Consider the following 17,717-nt stretch of genomic DNA (forward strand, 5'->3'; position numbering starts at 1 on the left):
AGAAACACCGATCCTGACTATGAATTACTGTTCTTGGTGTTGAGCAGGTTCAAATATGAGGCTGACTTGTTCATCTTGGCCAGCATGCTGTCCAGGCTCCCGTAACGGGCACGCAGTGTCTCTTCATACTTGGTCAGCTGGGCCGAAACATCCGATTGCTTGCGATTGACATCACGCAGATCCGAATTCAGGCTATCTTCCCGCTTGGCAAGCAAGCCACCGGTTTTGGAGTAACTTTCCAGTTGCCCGGCCATCTTGCCGGCCACGCCATCCTTGCCACCAAACAGGGCTACAACCTGGTCGAAGTTCTTGTCAACCGCCTCATCGAATTTCTCACTATCAAGGGAGAGCACCCCCTTGTTGTCCATCTTGACACCCAGCTGAAAGATGGTCGAAAACGTGGAAGAGTTCTTGGAAGGCTCTGTGATGGCCCCGGTCATCATATTTGTCACTGCGCGCGTGGTGGCATCGCCAGCCAAGGCACCCCCATCATTTTGACTGACCCCGGCCACAATCGAACTGCGCTTGCCAAGATCACCGCTCTTCTTCACCAGGGCGTTGTAGCCATCGATGAAGCTCTTGACCATGTCCTTGATGCCAGCCTTGTCTGTGGTCACATCCACCTTGTTGGACTTGAGCGAATTGTCCGCATTTTTGTCGGACTCTCTCAACACTGTTACCTTGAGTCCGAGAATCGTACCATCAAAGGTATTGGTTGCACTGGTCAGTGTGCTTCCGTCCACCGTGATCTCGGCATCCTGAGCAGTTTGGCTTTGTGTCAACTTGGAGACAAAGTTGTCGGTCAACTCTGTGGTGTTGCCAGTAATCTGCAAGTCCTTGCCAGTACCACTGACACCGGAGTCGATAACAAGTTTGGACTTGCCATTGGCCGTGTTCATGATGTTGACGCTGAGGCCAAAGTTATCGCCATCATTATTGATACGCTTGCGAATGGATTGCAGCGTATCCCCCGCCTTGACATCCACATCAAAGGTTTTGTCACCCGCCTTGAAGGTCAGTTTCCCATCCTGGGTGATCATAGGGTCGGTGGATTTGTCAAATTCACCTTCAAACTTGCTGGTCTTCGCCAATTTGTTGACTGTGATGTCGTACTGCCCGTTGGAGGCCCCCGTTTTACTCTCCACCTTGAGTACGGGATTGTCCTTGTCCTGAGTAATGTTGATGGCACGTTTGTTGAATGCATCGTCCTTGGACATCGCCTTGAGCGTGGTCACAAAGGAAGCGATGGCTGATTTCAGTTGCCCAACACCTGAGAGAGTGATTTGAGCATTGGTCTTCTTGGTGGTAATTGGCTGCAGCAGTTGTGCCTTTTTGGCATCCACACTGGCAGCAATCACAGACTCAAGATCGAGTCCCGAGCCGGCACCGGCAGAAGTTACTGTGGTCATACTCACTCTCCTCGTTATGCTTGCGTATTAGATCTCGTTATCGAGCAGCAGCCCGACACGGGAACCTCCGCCGGTCGCATCGCCTTCGCGCAGATCCTTGATCCGTTTGCTGATGGCCAGCAACTCTTCGCTCGGGATCTGACGGATCATCGACTTGGTGTGGGCATCCATCACCTTGATGACAACCTGCTCGAGATCCTTTTCGACACTGAAATTGACAGTCCATCCTTGCAACTTACTGAACTCTTGCAAGTTTTGGACCTCCTTTTCAATATCAACCTCAGAAATATCCTGTTTTCTGACTTTCTCTTGCGCCTTCTCCTCTTGCTGCTTCTTCACATCCTGTGCCATCACCCGCTGCTCTTCCGTCGTGCCAGATAGCACTTGAGCGGCCGATTGGCCGCTCTTGCTACTTGACTGAAGAGAAGAAGGAGTGACCGATGAGGGTATTCCAATGTCATTGGCCATATCGTCGCTCCTCTTTCTATCTCATCACTGCCTGTTAACCCAGCAGGGACAGGGCAGACTGCGGTCTTTGGTTGGCTTGCGCCAGGATGCTGGAGGCCGCCTGTTGCAGAATGTTCTGCTTGGTCAGGTTGGCTGTTTCAGTCGCAAAGTCCGCATCGCGAATACGAGAGCGTGCTGCACTCAGGTTCTCTGAGACGTTGGACTGGTTGCGAATGGTCGAGTCAAACCGGTTTTGCACCGCACCCAGCTCTGCCCGTTTGCTATCAACGGCCTTGATCATGAAATCAAGGTTGGCCATGGCCAGTTGGGCGGCACTGGCAGTGGTGATGCTGCTCACACTGGTGGAGGTCACTGCCGTGGTGCCCTTGGTCACAGTGTAGGGCTCGCCGGTAGCACTCGTGGCAACGGTAGCACTCCCCTTGGTCGATGACGCAATACCGCTGATGGTGAACGCGGATGTCATCTTGAAGGTGATGGTCTGACCGGCATCGGCACCCACCTGGAAGGACCCTTTGTAAGAGCCATCCAGCAGCTTCTGGCCACCAAAGGTGGTATCGCTGGAGATGCGGTCAATTTCGGTGGTCAGCTGATCGAACTCTTGCTGCAGTGCAGTACGGTCGTCAGTGTTGTTGGAACCGTTGGCGGATTGCTGGGCCAGGGTACGCATACGCTGCAACATGGAGGTGACTTCATCCATGGCGCCTTCAGCGGTTTGTGCAACCGAGATACCATCGTTGGCGTTGCGGTTACCCTGATCCAGACCATTGACTTGTGAGGTCAAACGGTTGGAGATCTGCAGACCGGCGGCATCGTCCTTGGCGGTGTTGATACGCAGACCGGAGGCCAGTCTGGTATAGGACGTATCCAGGGACTTGTTGGTGTTCATCAGGTTACGCTGGGCGTTCAGTGATGAAGTATTCGTGTTGATGTACATGGCCATAAAAATATTCTCCCGAAGAACATGCGACTGCGGGTTGCGCCGACAAAGCGACGTCCCACCGTTAGAAGAACAGGTTGAACAATCCTGTGTCTTCTGGCGGGTGTCTGTTTGAACGAACAGGCCACCCGCAGTAGTGCAAGCGTTGGATTCCGAACACCCCTCGATTGCTTCACTTTATTTAACGGCCGCAGGGACACAAGCTTTAGGAAAATAATTGCCGAAGGCGGCAAGTTTTATCCGGCAGGCGGCAAAGGGGAAGAGGACAGGAGAGTAGCCAGGGGGTCTAGAGTTGGCCGAGGAGCCGGATAGAGGCGTTGATTGCTTTTGGCACGGTTTGTGCTTTGATATGGGCGAGTGGCGTCAATTTGACGGCACAATAAAAAGAGGCCGGAAAACCGGCCTAAAATGAGCATACGCTCAGGAGAATATGACCAAGGATGACAGAACTGAACAGCTGTACAACACTTGGCATTACTAATATAGAGAATTGATTCTCTCCCGATAGAACAGAGTGCAAACCGAACACCCCTTTGTTCCATCTCTTGACCAGGGCGGCCTGAACAACCGCCCTGTTTTCTTTTGTTAGCCCTGCAGCAGCGAGAGTGCAGACTGGGGACGCTGGTTTGCCTGTGACAGTATGGTGGATGCCGCCTGTTGCAAAATATTTTGCTTGGTCAGGTTGGCCGTTTCGGTCGCAAAGTCTGCATCACGAATACGTGAGCGAGCTGCACTGACGTTCTCCGAGATGTTCGCCTGGTTGCGGATGGTCGAGTCAAACCGGTTCTGTACCGCACCCAATTCCGCACGCTTGCTGTCCACCACCTTGATCATGTAGTCCAGGTTAGCCATGGCTGACTGGGCTGAACTGGCCGCCTGGATGGACGACATACTAGTGGAGCTGACTGGCGTACCTGCTGTCTTGGTGATGAGGTAAGGCTCACCCGATGTGGTGGTGGTTACCGCCGCACTGCCACTGGTGGCTGATGCCATGCCCGAGATGGTGAAGGCAGTGGTCATCCGGAAGGTGATGGTCTGACCTGCGTCGGCACCAACCTGGAAGGAGCCCACATAGCCACCACTGAGCAAGTTCTGGCCACCAAAGGTGGTGTCTTTTGCCACCCGGTCGATTTCAGTCATCAGCTGAGTGTACTCTTGCTGCAAAGCGGTACGGTCATCGGTGTTGTTGGAACCGTTGGCAGATTGCTGAGCAAGGGTGCGCATCCGTTGCAGCATGGAGGTCACTTCATCCATGGCACCTTCTGCGGTCTGGGCAACGGAAATGCCATCGTTGGCGTTACGGTTACCCTGGTCCAGTCCATTGATCTGGGAGGTCAAACGGTTGGATATTTGCAGACCTGCCGCATCGTCTTTTGCGCTGTTGATGCGCAGACCAGATGCCAGACGGGTGTAAGAAGTATCCAGAGATTTGTTGGTGTTCATCAGGTTACGCTGGGCGTTAAGCGATGAAACGTTCGTATTGATATAAAGTGCCATAACCATTCTCCTAAGCTATTAAATTTACTATCTAATTTGCTCGGACTTTATTGTCTTTCCTGTCCGATGCGTCTTATTTAACGGCCTCTTTTTCGATGTCTTTAGCATTATTTTTAACGCTTCATCGCATTAACGCCGCTTACCCTATTTATCGGCACATTCCTGTTTTACTTAAGAGAAAAAATCCAAAAAGTTCCCCTTATCAGAAGGATGCCGCACAAGCCAAAGGCCATGGCAAAGCAAGTGCCCTGACCTGCAAGGTGTCAGCGCGCATCCGCGCACCCACATCCCGTCTGCAAAAACTGGGGCTGGCTCTCATTTTTGCAGGCCATCATTGGTCAGAAACCTGTCCACCCCCTAAAATCGCGACCCCATCAACAATTGGACGTGAGTTGTTCTCCATGCAGACACTGGTTGAGCAGATTGTTTACATCAGCGACATGTTTGGTACTGCGGTATTCGCGTTTTCGGGAGTCCTGGTGGCAGGGCGGCTCAGGATGGATGCCTTCGGCGTCATGGTGCTGGCGGCGGTAACCGCCATTGGCGGTGGCACCATCCGCGACATGATATTGGGTGCCACCCCCGTATTCTGGGTGCGTGACCCTCTCTATATCTGGGTGGTGATTGCCACGGCGCTGGTGGGTATGTGGATGGTCAAGCTACCCAAGCGTATGCCCTGGTATGTGTTGCCGGTAGCGGATGCCTTCGGGCTGGCTCTCTTTACCGTGATCGGTGCCCAGAAGGCACTCAACTTCGGTACCCCAGGTCTGATTGCGGTGATCATGGGGACCATGACGGGTGTGGCTGGCGGCATGATCCGCGATGTGCTGGCACGGGAGGTGCCCATGGTGCTGCAAAAGGAGATCTATGCCACCGCCTGCATTCTGGGGGGCATCCTCTATACCCTGGCACTGGAGGTCAACGTGGACAGGGTGACCGCCATGCTGATCAGCATGCTGGGGGTATTTGGTCTGCGGGTCGCTGCCATTTACTGGCACCTGTCACTGCCCACCTTTTCGCTGCAACGCCATTGATGTTCGGGCCGGGGGGGCAAGTCTCACTCCCGGCCTCGTTACGTTGAACCAAGCGGGCTTTTCTGTTGTCATAGGATCCAGTCGTTGTAAGCCGGAATCCCTCATGCAAAAACTTGGGCTCATTACTTCCCTGCTACTGATGAATGTGGCAACGGCGCATGCCGATACACAGGTACTGTTTGGACGACTGGCTTCTACCCCGGTGCAGCAGTTCAACCAGCAGATCCGTCAGGCAAGCACGACCCGGCAAACCTGGGTCAATGATTATCGTGAAGTGGCACTGCGTTTTGTCGGCCATAACGACATACCCAGTCGCATCCAGGCACAGCAACTGGATAATGATCTGGTGCTGTCGGTTGCCCTCGATGGCAACAAGAGTGACATGCTTTATATCCTGACCCTGTTTCGCAGCAATAACCTGTGGCAGATGAAGCAGGCCGAGATGGGCTGGCGTTGCCAGGGCGAGTCAACCTTTACCCCTGTCCCCTGCCCCTGATCCCCACGTTGTCTCGACGCGCCATCAGAGCGTGATGCGCAGTGAAATAAAAAATCCGGCTCATTGGCCGGATTTTTTATTCGAAACGTCACCCCCTGATTACGGGCGGTACACCTTGACGTTGTCAAAGCCCTTCTCTTTCAGGTAGAGCGCCTGCAGCTTGCTCATCACGCCGCGATCGCAGTAGAGCAGATAGGTCTGCTCTTTGGGCAGATCACCAAAGGCGGTGGCCAGCTTGAAGAAGGGGATGTGCAGCACGTCACGGCCTTCCACCACCAAGGGTTTCTCGTCGCGCTCGTCGGCGGAACGAATGTCCAGGATCACCTCGTCAGCGGCCAGCACTTCTGTGGTCTCTATCTCTTGAACCTCGGCGGAAGTCTCTTCACCGATGCGGCGAATGTCGAGGTAACGGGCCTCGGACACTACCTTGTCCAGGATGGCGAAGTCGAAGTTGGCCTCTTCCGCTTCGATACGGGAAAGCTCGGCCTTCACGGTCGGCTTCTTGGAGATAACGCCGCAATACTCCGGCATTGTCTCGGCAAACTCCAGGGTGCCAATACGACGGGCTTCGCTGATGATGTCCGGCTTGTCCCAGGTGATGAGCGGGCGCAGGATCACCTTGTCGGTCACCCGATCGATGACGTTGAGGTTGGTGAGGGTCTGGCTGGAGACCTGACCCACGCACTCCCCTGTCACCAGGGCCGGGATCTGGAAGTAGTCAGCCACCTGGCCTGCGGCGCGCATCATCATGCGCTTGAGCACTACCCCCATCTGGCCGTTATCCACCTTTTCCAGGATCTCGGCGACCACGGGTTCAAAGTCGATGGCGGTGAAGCGCACCTTGTGAGAGGCGCCAAACTTGCTCCACAGGTAGTAGGCCACCTGCTTGACCCCGATCTCGTGGGCAGCGCCGCCGAGGTTGAAGAAGCAATAGTGCACCCGGCAACCGCGCTTGATGAACTGGTAAGAGGCTACGCCCGAGTCAAAGCCACCGGAGAGCAGGCTCAGCACGTCTTCCTGGGTCGCCATAGGGAAACCGCCCATGCCATGGTGAACGGCGCTGATGATATAAAGCTCGTCGTTTTCCACTTCCAGGTTGACCTGGATGTCAGGCTTTTTCAGACGTACGCCGGCAGTTTCACAATGCTGGTTGAGGCCACCACCCACATAACGCTCCAGCTCCAGCGAGCTGAAGTCGTGCTTGCCGACGCGGCGGGCACGCACACAGAAGGTCTTGCCTTTCAGGCGATCGCCCCAGACGGCGCGGGTCTGCTCGAAGATGTCATGCAGGTCGGTGAAGTTGCTCAGTTTCACTTCGAGGAAGTACTGGATGCCCGGGATGCAGGCCAGGGTCTCGAGGTACTGGGCGTGGAACTGATCATTGCGGGAGCTCACTACCAGTTTGTCCCAATCCATCCGTACGCGGGCATCTTCGTCGAAGCGGCGCAACACGTTGCGAATGTTGCCCTGCAACATCTTGGTGAAGCGCTGGCGCACTGACTTGCTCTTGATGGTGATTTCCGGGAACAGCTTGATAATGAACTTCATGGTTTCAACTCGGGTGGCCTTGATTTAAGGGCGCGGATTATATCAGAACTTTGTTGCCAGCGCCTACAGGCTGAGCGTTCACCCATATTCTCCCACTCAATGTTTGCGGCCCGGCGGCAATCTTGCGTATATTCCCGAACCTGCGCCCTGGCAAGATGCTTCAACACAGAAGATCCGATGAAGACTTATATCTACTACCCCGGCATGGAGGTACGTGACGAGCTCTGGCTCAAGTTTGCCCTGCTCTATCTGGAGCGGCTCGCCTTCGTCTTCACCATCAGTGAGAAAAGCGGCCTCACCACTTTGCTAAGTACGCTGGAGCAGCGAACCGACCTGCTGGCAGAGCGGCCCGAGCCAGCTTTCTTTGCAGATATCACCCCTCAGCTGGAGAGTCAGCTCGGCGGTCTTGTCGCGCCCGACTTTGCCCGCCACAAGGTATTTGGCAACAGAGATCTCATCACTCGCTGGCGTCAAAGCGCCAATCACGACTGCTTCTGCCCGACCCAGGCCGGTCTTGAGCGGCTGCACGGCTTTTGCCTCGCCCACGGCTTTGCCAGCCAGGATGAGGGGGGGATCAAGATGGCGCGGCGCTTTGCCAATCTGCTCTCCATGCGCCTCGCCCGTGAGTGGGCACTCGCCAATGAGGGGGCGCTCATCACGGATCACGACTATCTGGACAGGCTGCTGCACCTGCTCGAATCCCGCTACCACAATCGGGGCGGCCAGGATTGCTTCCACCTCGAGATACCATTGCAAGTGCCCACTCACCTGAGCGAAATCTCCTTCGATGAATTGATTGCACTGCGTGCCCGCAGCGGCTTTCGCCAGCAACTGGCCGAGTTCCATCAGGCCCTCGATGCCATGCTCACCATGCTGGGCAGCGGCTATGCCGAGCCAGCAGCCCTGACCCGTTTCGAGCTGGCGCAGCAAGGGCTCAATCAGCTGCTGGGGCCAGCGACCCACAGCCTGCCGCTCACCACGCTGATCAGCTGCTCATTGCCCGCCATGGCGATGATCCATCAACTCAAGGCAAGCCACCCGGCTAGCAACCTCATCTTCCATCCCATCAAGAAGAGCCACTTTCACCAGCGCAAGAGCCAGCACTTCTTCACCCGCCTGGGCCAGGTCAAATCCTGAGTCCGCCGTGATGATATGAGGCGGCGCCAATATTCCGGCGCTCTGCCCGGCCAAATCAGGAGGATCCCTTCTTCAGGAGGGATTCTCCAACCGAAACTCCACCCTGTCGCTGTTGCCCGCCTCATCGACCACCACCAGCTGGTAGCGGCCTGCCTTGCTCAATACCTGATCCCCATCCCAGCGCAGGCGCTGGCCATTGAGAAACCAGAATGGCTTGCCCACACCACCCAGCACCCTGGGTTGCAGGCGATAGCGCTGGCTACGGATAAGGTTGCCCTCCCCCAGGGCGACGATGCGAATCGGCGCCTGCAGATCCGCCCCCTGTCCCGCTCCCTCACAACCGCTGGCGAGCAGCGCCTTGCGCCGCTCGCCTGGCGCGCGCCAGGGCTCCAGCGACAAGGGCCACAGCGCCCGCCAGACGGATTGGCTGGCATCGTCACAACGGGTCAGCGTCGGCTTGCCCTGACTGGTCAGTGCCACCTGGCGCAGGGGGGAAGGCCAATCCATGGGGTCTGGCAAGGTAGGGGGATCCAGCTCATCCAGCAACCAGGCGCTCTGATGCTGCAAGCAGGCCTCAGGCAGGGTGACACTCACCCGCCGCCCCAGAGGCCAGCAGATCTCGGCCTCGCTCACCGTATTGGGTTGCGCTGGCAGGGGGCTGTTGTCCCCCAGTCGCGAATAGACGGAGAGCAGCAGCGGCACAGCCGCGCTCTGCCCATAAAAACCGGGCAAGGGGGTGCCATCGGGCCGCCCCAGCCAGACCCCCAGGGTCCAGCGGCCGGAGACCCCCAGCGCCCAGCTGTCCCGATAGCCATAGCTGGTACCCGTCTTCCAGGCCAGCCGGTTGACCCGGCCGGTCGCCTCGCTGGCAAAGGGCTGATCAGCCCGCCCCTGCGAGCTTAAAATTTGCCAGGTGATCCAGGCCGCCCCGGGGCTTAGCAAGGGGCGCGATACCGCCTGTTGCCCCGCCAGCCAGACCGGCATCGCCACCTGTCCCTGCCGGGTGAGGGAGCTATAGAGCGCCACCAGTTGTTCCAGCCTGACGCCGGCCGCCCCCAGCGCAATGGCCGGATTGGGCTTGTCGGAGAGGGCCAGCCTGACCCCGGCGTTATCCAGTCGATTGACCAGAGTATCGGGCCCCAGGGCCTCCAGCACCTGCACGGCGGGGACGTTGAGGGATTGCTGCAACGCCCGGGTCAGGGTGACAGGCCCCTGAAAGGCGCCGGTAAAATTGGCGGGTCGATAGTCCGATCCCAATCTGGGTGCATCGGAGAGCAGGGAGGCCGAATGAACCAGGCCAGCATCGAGGGCCAGACCATAGATAAACGGCTTGAGGGTGGAGCCAGGTGAGCGGATCGCCTGCACCATGTCGAGGTAGCCATGACGGCGCAGATTGCCATACTCGGCGCTGCCCACGTAGGCGCGCACCGCCATGGTCTGGTTATCCACCAGCAGCAGGGCGGCGGAGGTCTGTTCCGGGAAGCGACGGATATAAGTCGCCACTCGCGCCTCCAGCCAGCGCTGCAGATCGCCGTCTATGGTGGTATGCACCAGGGCGCCCGGCTGGCTGTCTGCGGCGAGACGGGCAAACAGCGGCGCCTCCATGGGGGTGAAGTGACCGCGCGCCAGCACGGGTTCTATTCGCCCTTCACGCCACACGGCATCTGGCCAGGCGCCCTGTTTGACCAGCCGCTGCATCACCTTGTCACGGGCGGCGCGGGCGCGATCCGGATGGCGATCGGGTCGGTAACGACTGGGGGCCTGCGGCAGCACCGCCAACAGGGCGGCCTCGGCATGAGTGAGCTTGGCCGCACTCTTGCCCAGATAGGCAAAGCTGGCCGCCTGTACTCCTTCCAGATTGCCACCAAAGGGGGCACGGTTGAGATAAACGGTGAGCAGGGTGCGCTTGTCGTAGTGCCACTCCAGTTGCAGCGCCCGCGCCATCTGGCGCAGCTTGCCGGGTACGCTCCTGTGATAGGGCTCGATCAAGCGGGCCACCTGCATGGTAAGGGTAGAGCCCCCTGATACCGCCCGCCCGTAACGCAGCCACTGCCAGACCCCGCGCACCATGGCCACAGGGTTGACCCCGGGATGGCGCCAGAAGTGGCGATCCTCGTAGCCGAGCAATGCTTCTATGTAGCGGGGAGAGACCTGCGCCAGGGTCACCGGATAGCGCCACACCCCGCTGGTGTCGGCAAAGGCGCGCAGGGGGCGCCCCTTCATATCGAGCACCACCCGCGCATAGGCGGGATCCAGCGGTGGCGGCGGGAAGGCGCGATCCAGCACCAGCAACACCAGGATGAGAGCCCCCATTCCCAACCCCGTCAGCCGCAGCCAGCGAGGCAAACCTGGCAAAGCAAGCCAACCCTGACGCAACCACTGGCGAGCACGCGACCAAAAACCGGCTGGACGCGCCTCGTCCTGCAAAGGCGAATTACTCAGAAATGGTCACCTCGTGGATATCCTGGCCCACCGCCCGCAGTTCGGGTCGATACATGTCTTCCACCTGAGTCGGCGGCACCTGATAGCGGCCCGGGGTCACTGCCCGCATCAGATAGACAAGTTGCTGATTGCCCCCCTCGCTCAGATCCAGCGCGGCCGTGTAACGATCGTCTCTAAACTCCTGATGTTTGAGGTAGTCGTTCCACTCGCTCTGCCACGCAGGTTTGCCCTCGATACTGAGCTCCTCGAGCTTGATGCTGGTGCCAAGGGCCGGGTTTTCCAGCTCAAATCCCGCCGGCAGCATCTCCACCAGCAAGGCATCGGGCACCGTCTGCTCGCTGCTCACATTGAGCCGCACCACCACCAAATCGCCCACCTTGACCTTGGCAGGATCGAGCGGCTTACCATCGGCATTGAACCAGCTGCGAGTCACGCTCATGCCCTGGCTGATGCGTACGGGGGCCTGCTCGGGATAGCCTATCAGGGTGCGTTGCACATAGAGGAATCCCTTGCCCTCGTTGGTCACGCCAGTGGCCGCCAGGGCCTCGGGGGCACCGATCTGCGCACTGTTTTTACCGGCAACGGCCTGGTCGCCACTGATTGACGCTACCCTGGCCTGCCAGTCAGCCGCAGGATCGACCTGTGCCAACCGCAACAGGGCCAGCCGCTCCTGAGTGCTTAGCCACTGGCGATGGGCCAGGGTGTCGGCCACCTTGGCGCTAAGCTCGGGCCAGCGATCCTCGGCCAGCTTGTGCTGGCGCAGCAGGGCTAGCTCCAACGCCCCATCGCGCAGGGGCGAACCGTAATCGGCCAGATAGCCATCACCGCGCGGAGTCGCCAATGCCCGAGTCAAAGCCTTGGCAGCCGTCTGCTCATCCCCCATGGCGGAAAGCGCCAGCGAGAGGTGCAAGAGCGGCAAACCGGAGCGGGCATGATCCGCCTGCTGCTCCCAGATGAGGCGCAAGGTGGAAAGCGGCGCCTTGCCTACTCGCGCCAGCACGAAGGCACTGTAAGCCTGATAAGCCAGCCGGCTGTGTTCGGGGGCACTGCTCCAGCGCTCCCCATACTGGCTGTCGCCGAGATAGCTCTGCAAACGGTTGATGGCCTGATTGAGCATCGCCTCGGGCACGGCATCACCGGCCTCTTTTCTTGTCAGCAGGTAGTCGGCCGCATAGGCGGTGAGCCACTGCTCCTCATCGGAGCGGCCATCCCACAGACCAAAGCCACCGCTGGGCAATTGCAGTCGTTGCAACCGTTGCAGCAGGGCGCGCTGCAGGTCCGCCTCGCTCACCGGCTTGTCCACGTTTGGCAGATTGTTTGACCAGGCAGCACGCTCATCCGCCGTAGTCAGCAAGTAAGGCCAGGCGCGAGACAGGGTCTGCTCCAGACAGGCGTAGGGGTACTGGGCAAGCGCTTGCCACTGGCCGGCCGGATCCCAGGGAGGCGTGCCGGAGAGGCTGAGCAGCCCTTGCAGATTGGCGGGATCCAGCCCGGCCAGCTCGCTCTGAGCAAAGCTCATCTGCTGGTTGGGTGCCAGCATCTGATAGCGCTGGCGCGTCTGGGCTGGCCAGGGGGATCGCAGCGGCAGAGACCATTCGCGGTTTACCGCAAAATCCTTGCCGCTCGCCGCCAGTTGCAGGCTTGCCACACCGCTCGCCCCGGTCACTGTGAGCGGCAGGGTCAGCCACTGCTCCTCGCCGTTTTTCAGCGCCAGCGTCTCGGGCAGCGCGCCCCCCGCCTGCAAGCCACCGGTCAGGGTCCAGGTCAGCGACAGGCTCTGATCTTCACCACTCATGTTACGCAGTTGCACCAGGGCACGGGTCTCATCCCCTCTTGCGCCAAAACGCGGCCAGCCTATCTCGGCCACCAGCGGCGCCACAACTTTGACGGCACGCTCGGCCTGACCCACCTGCTGCTCGTTCCAGGCCAGCGCCATCAGCGCCAGCTCGCCGTTGAAGTTGGGCAGATCAAGCGGGATCACCGCCTTGCCACTCTCGTCAAAACTCACCTCGCCGCTCCAGAGCGCCGCCACCTCGACCCGGCTCTCCAGCGCCCCTCCCTTCTTCAGGGCCGGCGCATCACCGCCGTAGTTGAGGCGAGCCAGCTTGCCATCCTGCGGCGGTATCACCTGACCGTAGTTGTCGAACAAGTCTTGCGCGAAGCGCTTGCGGCCAAAGAAGATCTCGAACGGATCAAGGGGTTGGTAGTCGCTGATATTGAGCACGCCCCTATCCACCGCAGCCAGCACCACCCGGCCCTGGCTGTTTGGTGTCGAGGTCACCGCCACCTCGAGGCGAGTGAGCGGCACCGCCTTGTCCGGCGCACTCAAGGTGAGCGGCAGGCGGCGAGCCTCCCGGTCGAGCGCGAGCGGCACCAAACCGACCGAGCGCAGGCTCTGCACACTCTTTTGGCTCACCGGCTTTGATTCGCTGTCAGGGGCGGCAATCTGGGCGGAGATATGCAGATCGTGGCGCTGCCACTCAGGGCTGACGGGGATCTCGAACTCGCCACGCGCCTCTGCCAATCCACCACCTTCGGCTCGCAGCTCGATACGCTGCCACCAGCGCAGGCCGTCACCATCCTCCACCAGCAAGAGCCCCTTGCCCGCACGGGGGGCAACCAGCGTCACTTTCGCCTTGTCACCCGCCTGATAGGCGCGCTTGTCGAGGGTGATGGCAATCTTGTCAGGCCGCGCCTGCTCACCACCGCCACCCCAGGCGTAACTGCCGATCTCGACCCGCAGACTGGACTGATGGCCCTGGCTGTTCTCCACCTCCAACCGATACCATCCCGCCGCCAAGGGCAAGCTGAGGGTGGTCGGCCCCTTGCCATCCAGTTGCAGTGTCTGCTCCTGCTCCAGATAGGGCTGACTGTTGAACTCGTACTTCCACCCTTCGCCATCGGCGTAGTGCCAGTAGTAGTCACGGTATTCGTTGACCAGACGCACCTTCACCTCGCCCGCCACCGGCTGGCCCTGCTCATCGAGGTTGAGGATCTGGAAAGGCAGCGTCTTGCCCCCCTCCACTCTGTCTGCCACGAAATCGGCCTTGAGCGCAGGCCACTGGCTACCGGTGGGCCAGCCGTACTGGGTACGGCTGCGATTGACCGCCCTGCCACCGGGCTCGGATAAAGAGACACGATAAGCCACCTCCAGCGGCCCCAGGGTCCCCACACTGGCAAGTTGATCCACCAGCGAAAATGCGCCATGCCCCTGCTGGTCCAGGGTGAGCGTGACAGGCTCCAGATCCCTGGCCTGCTCGGTCAGCAGCACATCCCCCAGCGTAAACTCCTGCCACTGGGTGAAGGGCATGGTGGCGCGGCTTATCTTCACCTCTGCCTTGGCCTTGGTGGCGCTCGCCGGGGCGCCATAGAGATAATCCCCCTGCAACGGCAAGGTGAGTGCCTCCTGCGGGTTCAGTAATTCACCATCCGGTCCCTTGCCAAGTTGCAGCTTGAGCCGCTCCGGCAGGAACTCTTCCACCAGGAAGGGCCACTCGAAGCGGCTGCCGGCAGCGGTTTTCAGGGTGATGGTCCAGCGGCCGAGCGGCGCATCATCCGGCAGGCGCAGGCCATAATGGGCGGCGCCCAGGCTGTCCGGCAGCAGACGTTTTTGCTCCAGCAGTTGGCCATCCGGCTGTTTCACTTCCAGCTCCACCGCCATGCCCGGCAGCAACTGGCCATCCTGCCCTTTTAGCAAAATTTCACTGTCAAGCCGCTCGCCGGGGCGGTAGAGATCCCGCCCGCTGAACAGATAAAGCTGCTGGGCCTGCCAGGGCTGGGTGCCCAATTCAAAGGCGGAGAGATCCAGCGCGGCGCCATCGAGGCGCAGCACAGCCAGATGCTTGCCCTGCTCGGCCAGCAGCAGGCGCGCACCCTGCACCTGATCGAAGCGGCGATGCCCCCGCAGATCGGTTTGTTGCACCTGCAGCCGGTTGCCCTTCTCGTCGAGCAAAGAGAGTTGTACTTCCTTGAGGGGATCCGCGCTCGAGAGCGCGCTGACAAACACCTCCAGCTGGTCCCGATAGCGACGGGCACTGAGCCCCATGTCGCTCACCGCGAAATAGGTGGTCTCCTTGCGCCAGTCGTAGTTGCCCAGGGGGGACATGACTGCAAAGTAGACACCGGCCTCGGCCAGCTGCGGCTCCTTGACGTTGATGAGGCGGGTCTCGCGGCGATTGGGATCCAGCTCAAGGGCGTAACGGCCGCTGAACACCCGCTTGGCGCGGCTGGTGATCTGCTCCAGCTCCCAGTTGCCCATGCCTGCGCCGGGTCTGTATTCGGCCAGAAAACGTGGCAGATATTCGGCATCGACCCGGAAGAAATCGATATTGACCTCATCCACGTTGACTGCGCTGATGGGCAGGCGCAGCTCCTGACGAAGCGGCAGCACCATGCCGCTCGCTGCAAAGGAGGCTCCCGCCTCCAGTGGTCGGGTCTTGAGGGTCCAGCTCTGCGCCTCGGGCCCCAACCCAGCTTTGAGGGTCACCTTGTAACTCTTGTCGGGCGCTACCTGCGGGAAGTAGAGGGTGCGGCCATCCTCGGCCAGGACCCACTCCCCCTGCAACTGCTTACCCCCCTCGCTCACACTGAGCCAGGTTTGCCAATTGGACTTGGGCGCCAGCGGGCCGGAGAAGACCAGCGCCAGCGCCGGTGCATCCCGATACTGGCGGGCATTGGCCTGCACCACAGTGTCTGGCGCCCTCGCAACTTGCCGGGCCGCAGGCGCTAGATCGGCGGTTGCCGCTGGCTTGTCCTGGCCGCAACCGGCCAAGAGCAGACCGGTCAGCCCTGTGAGCAACAGGGCTGACCGGCGGCGCCTAAGTGGTGAGACGAGAGCCTGGGCACATTGGTGGGCAGCAGGGCGAGAGTCGAAAGGGCGCATAGGTTCCATCCCGGATTGGATCGCTGCCATAGCAGCGCGATAGGCAACAGGATAAGACATCCGACTCGCTTGACACAAAACTCATTGCAAAATGTCGAGCACAGATTGCCACCAGACAGATAACAAAAAGCCGACCCTGAGATCGGCGTTTCACGGCAGCGGTGAGTCGGTTAGTCCATCACCGCCATCTGCCAGGTTTTAAAACCACCGGAGAGGTTCTTCACCTTGAAGCCGTGCTGGCTGAGCAGGCGGCAAGCCACGTGGCCACGCAAGCCCACCTGGCAACTGATGAGCAGCTCTTTATCCCTGGGCAGTTCATTCAGGCGACCGCGCAGCTCATCAAGGGGAATGTGCAGGGCACCCGGGATGCGACCCAGCTTGTCGAGTTCGGGGCCATTGCGCACATCCAGCACCTGTTGATGGGGGTGACGAGCCTGCACCTCGGCAGCGTGGCAGAGGATGGTATCCCCCTTCAAGTGGTTACTCGCCACAAAGCCCGCCATGTTGATCACATCCTTGGCCGACCCGAACGGCGGCGCATAGGTGAGCTCCAGATCCTGCAAGTCAAACACCGTCAGCCCGGCGCGCTGGGCCACCGCCAGTACGTCGATGCGCTTGTCGACCCCATCCTTGCCGATGGCCTGGGCACCGTAGATCTTGCCATCGGGGGCGAACAGCAGCTTGAGGCTGACCGGATGGGCGCCCGGGTAGTAACTGGCGTGGCTGCCCGGATGCACATAAGCCTTCTCGAACGGCAGGCCCAGTTGCACCAGGCGCTTCTCGTTGAGACCCGTGCTGGCCACCGCCAGATCGAACAGCTTGCAGATGGCGGTGCCCTGGGTCTTCTTGTAGGTTTCGGCCCGCCCCAGCATGTTGTCGGCGGCGATGCGCCCTTGCCGGTTGGCAGGCCCCGCCAGGGGGATCAGCACGGATTCGCCGGTCACAAAATCTGTCTCTTCCACCGCATCCCCCACCGCATGGATGAAGGGATCCGAGGTGCGCATGCCGGCATCTACCTTGATGCCGCCGCGCGGGCCCAACTCCAGCCCTGCTTTTGCGGCGAGCAGTGTTTCTGGCTTGACGCCGATGGCCAGGATCAACAGGCCGGTTTCAAGATGTGAACCATCACTCAGGGTCAGACGCAAGCCACTGTGCGTGGCGCTCGCCACGGCGGCGGTTTTCTCAGCCAGCACATCCAGACTTTCGATGGCAGCAAGACCGGTGCGCAGCCGCAGATCTATGCCCTCTTCCCGGATACGGGCGTGGAGCATATTGGCCATCTCTTTATCCACCGGCGCCATCACCTGATCGGAGAGCTCCAGCAAGGTGACCTCCAGCTTGCGCTGATGCAGTGCCTCCATCATCTCCAGCCCGATAAAGCCGCCACCGACCACAGTGACATGGCGCGGATGATCATGCTGCAGAGCAGCAAGGATGCGATCCATGTCAGGGATATTGCGCAGGGTATAAACATGCGGGCTGTCGATGCCGGGAAACGGAGGACGGATTGGCGCGGCCCCCGGGCTCAGCAGCAGTTGATCGTAAGGCTCTCGCCGCTCTTCACCGGTTTGCAGATGACGCACCAGCAGGGTCTTGCCAGCCTTGTCTATCTCGATCACATCGTGAAAGACTCGCACATCCACATTGAAACGGCGCTTGAAGCTCTGGGGCGTCTGCAACAGCAGGGCATCCCTATCCTGTATGTCCCCCCCTATGTGGTAAGGCAGGCCGCAGTTGGCGAAGCTGACAAACTCGCCACGCTCGAATACCACTATCTCGGCCTCTTCGCTCAGACGACGAGCTCTGGCCGCCGCAGAGGCGCCGCCAGCCACACCGCCTACAATCAGGATCCGTTTCATCAGCAAGA

The 17,717-nt window shown here is 59.8% G+C and carries 11 protein-coding genes; 3 read left to right on the plus strand and 8 right to left on the minus strand.

Annotation, left to right across the window (positions count from 1 at the left end; translation table 11 throughout):
• Positions 1 to 17: 17 nt before the first annotated feature.
• From fliD to flaA, 4 genes are all read right to left on the minus strand, one after another.
• Positions 18 to 1,409 (minus strand): flagellar filament capping protein FliD, encoded by a 1,392-nt coding sequence (fliD, locus tag GWQ31_RS11210; RefSeq protein WP_275909371.1) that lies wholly within the window; start codon positions 1,407 to 1,409, stop codon positions 18 to 20.
• Between the two features lie 27 nt (positions 1,410 to 1,436).
• Positions 1,437 to 1,877 (minus strand): flagellar protein FlaG, encoded by a 441-nt coding sequence (locus tag GWQ31_RS11215; protein ID WP_034523542.1) that lies wholly within the window; start codon positions 1,875 to 1,877, stop codon positions 1,437 to 1,439.
• A 34-nt stretch (positions 1,878 to 1,911) separates the two neighbouring features.
• Entirely contained in the window at positions 1,912 to 2,817 is a 906-nt protein-coding gene (gene flaB, locus GWQ31_RS11220) for a flagellin B (RefSeq protein ID WP_111589720.1), read from the minus strand.
• A gap of 582 nt (positions 2,818 to 3,399) precedes the next feature.
• Positions 3,400 to 4,311 (minus strand): flagellin A, encoded by a 912-nt coding sequence (gene flaA / locus GWQ31_RS11225; RefSeq protein WP_275909372.1) that lies wholly within the window; start codon positions 4,309 to 4,311, stop codon positions 3,400 to 3,402.
• Positions 4,312 to 4,712: 401 nt separating this feature from the next.
• Here flaA and GWQ31_RS11230 point away from each other — a divergent pair, with 401 nt between their 5' ends.
• Together GWQ31_RS11230 and GWQ31_RS11235 are read left to right on the plus strand one after the other, a co-directional pair.
• Positions 4,713 to 5,345 carry a trimeric intracellular cation channel family protein gene (locus GWQ31_RS11230; protein ID WP_005310300.1) on the plus strand — a complete coding sequence of 211 codons (633 nt, stop codon included), beginning with the start codon at positions 4,713 to 4,715 and terminating at the stop codon, positions 5,343 to 5,345.
• Positions 5,346 to 5,448: 103 nt separating this feature from the next.
• A complete protein-coding gene (locus GWQ31_RS11235; RefSeq protein ID WP_275909373.1) occupies positions 5,449 to 5,841 on the plus strand; it encodes a hypothetical protein in 393 nt (130 codons plus the stop codon).
• A gap of 99 nt (positions 5,842 to 5,940) precedes the next feature.
• On the opposite strand, the gene thiI is transcribed toward GWQ31_RS11235, so the two are convergent.
• A complete protein-coding gene (gene thiI / locus GWQ31_RS11240; protein WP_275909374.1) occupies positions 5,941 to 7,389 on the minus strand; it encodes a tRNA uracil 4-sulfurtransferase ThiI in 1,449 nt (482 codons plus the stop codon).
• A 177-nt stretch (positions 7,390 to 7,566) separates the two neighbouring features.
• Here thiI and GWQ31_RS11245 point away from each other — a divergent pair, with 177 nt between their 5' ends.
• Entirely contained in the window at positions 7,567 to 8,526 is a 960-nt protein-coding gene (locus tag GWQ31_RS11245; RefSeq protein ID WP_096118486.1) for a hypothetical protein, read from the plus strand.
• 72 nt (positions 8,527 to 8,598) lie between these two features.
• Here GWQ31_RS11245 and pbpC read toward each other — a convergent pair whose 3' ends face one another.
• The 3 genes from pbpC to GWQ31_RS11260 form a co-directional block, all read right to left on the minus strand.
• On the minus strand, positions 8,599 to 10,902 hold the full coding sequence (gene pbpC, locus GWQ31_RS11250; protein WP_345893586.1) for a penicillin-binding protein 1C: 2,304 nt from the start codon (positions 10,900 to 10,902) through the stop codon (positions 8,599 to 8,601).
• A 58-nt stretch (positions 10,903 to 10,960) separates the two neighbouring features.
• Positions 10,961 to 15,850, minus strand: a complete 4,890-nt coding sequence (locus GWQ31_RS11255) for an alpha-2-macroglobulin (RefSeq protein WP_275909376.1) — start codon at positions 15,848 to 15,850, stop codon at positions 10,961 to 10,963.
• A gap of 170 nt (positions 15,851 to 16,020) precedes the next feature.
• Positions 16,021 to 17,709 carry an FAD-dependent oxidoreductase gene (locus tag GWQ31_RS11260; protein ID WP_275909377.1) on the minus strand — a complete coding sequence of 563 codons (1,689 nt, stop codon included), beginning with the start codon at positions 17,707 to 17,709 and terminating at the stop codon, positions 16,021 to 16,023.
• Positions 17,710 to 17,717: the final 8 nt, after the last annotated feature.

Origin of the sequence: Aeromonas sp. 2MA4, assembly GCF_029237305.1 — a bacterium.
Taxonomy (GTDB): Bacteria; Pseudomonadota; Gammaproteobacteria; order Enterobacterales; family Aeromonadaceae; genus Aeromonas; species Aeromonas salmonicida.

Coding starts and splice junctions, on each gene's coding strand:
- GWQ31_RS11215 (WP_034523542.1), bottom strand. CDS start 1,877: ATGGCCAATGACATTGGAATACCCTCATCGGTCACTCCTTCTTCTCTT.
- flaB (WP_111589720.1), bottom strand. CDS start 2,817: ATGGCCATGTACATCAACACGAATACTTCATCACTGAACGCCCAGCGT.
- flaA (WP_275909372.1), bottom strand. CDS start 4,311: ATGGCACTTTATATCAATACGAACGTTTCATCGCTTAACGCCCAGCGT.
- GWQ31_RS11230 (WP_005310300.1), top strand. CDS start 4,713: ATGCAGACACTGGTTGAGCAGATTGTTTACATCAGCGACATGTTTGGT.
- thiI (WP_275909374.1), bottom strand. CDS start 7,389: ATGAAGTTCATTATCAAGCTGTTCCCGGAAATCACCATCAAGAGCAAG.
- GWQ31_RS11235 (WP_275909373.1), top strand. CDS start 5,449: ATGCAAAAACTTGGGCTCATTACTTCCCTGCTACTGATGAATGTGGCA.
- GWQ31_RS11260 (WP_275909377.1), bottom strand. CDS start 17,709: ATGAAACGGATCCTGATTGTAGGCGGTGTGGCTGGCGGCGCCTCTGCG.
- GWQ31_RS11255 (WP_275909376.1), bottom strand. CDS start 15,850: ATGCGCCCTTTCGACTCTCGCCCTGCTGCCCACCAATGTGCCCAGGCT.
- fliD (WP_275909371.1), bottom strand. CDS start 1,409: ATGACCACAGTAACTTCTGCCGGTGCCGGCTCGGGACTCGATCTTGAG.
- GWQ31_RS11245 (WP_096118486.1), top strand. CDS start 7,567: ATGAAGACTTATATCTACTACCCCGGCATGGAGGTACGTGACGAGCTC.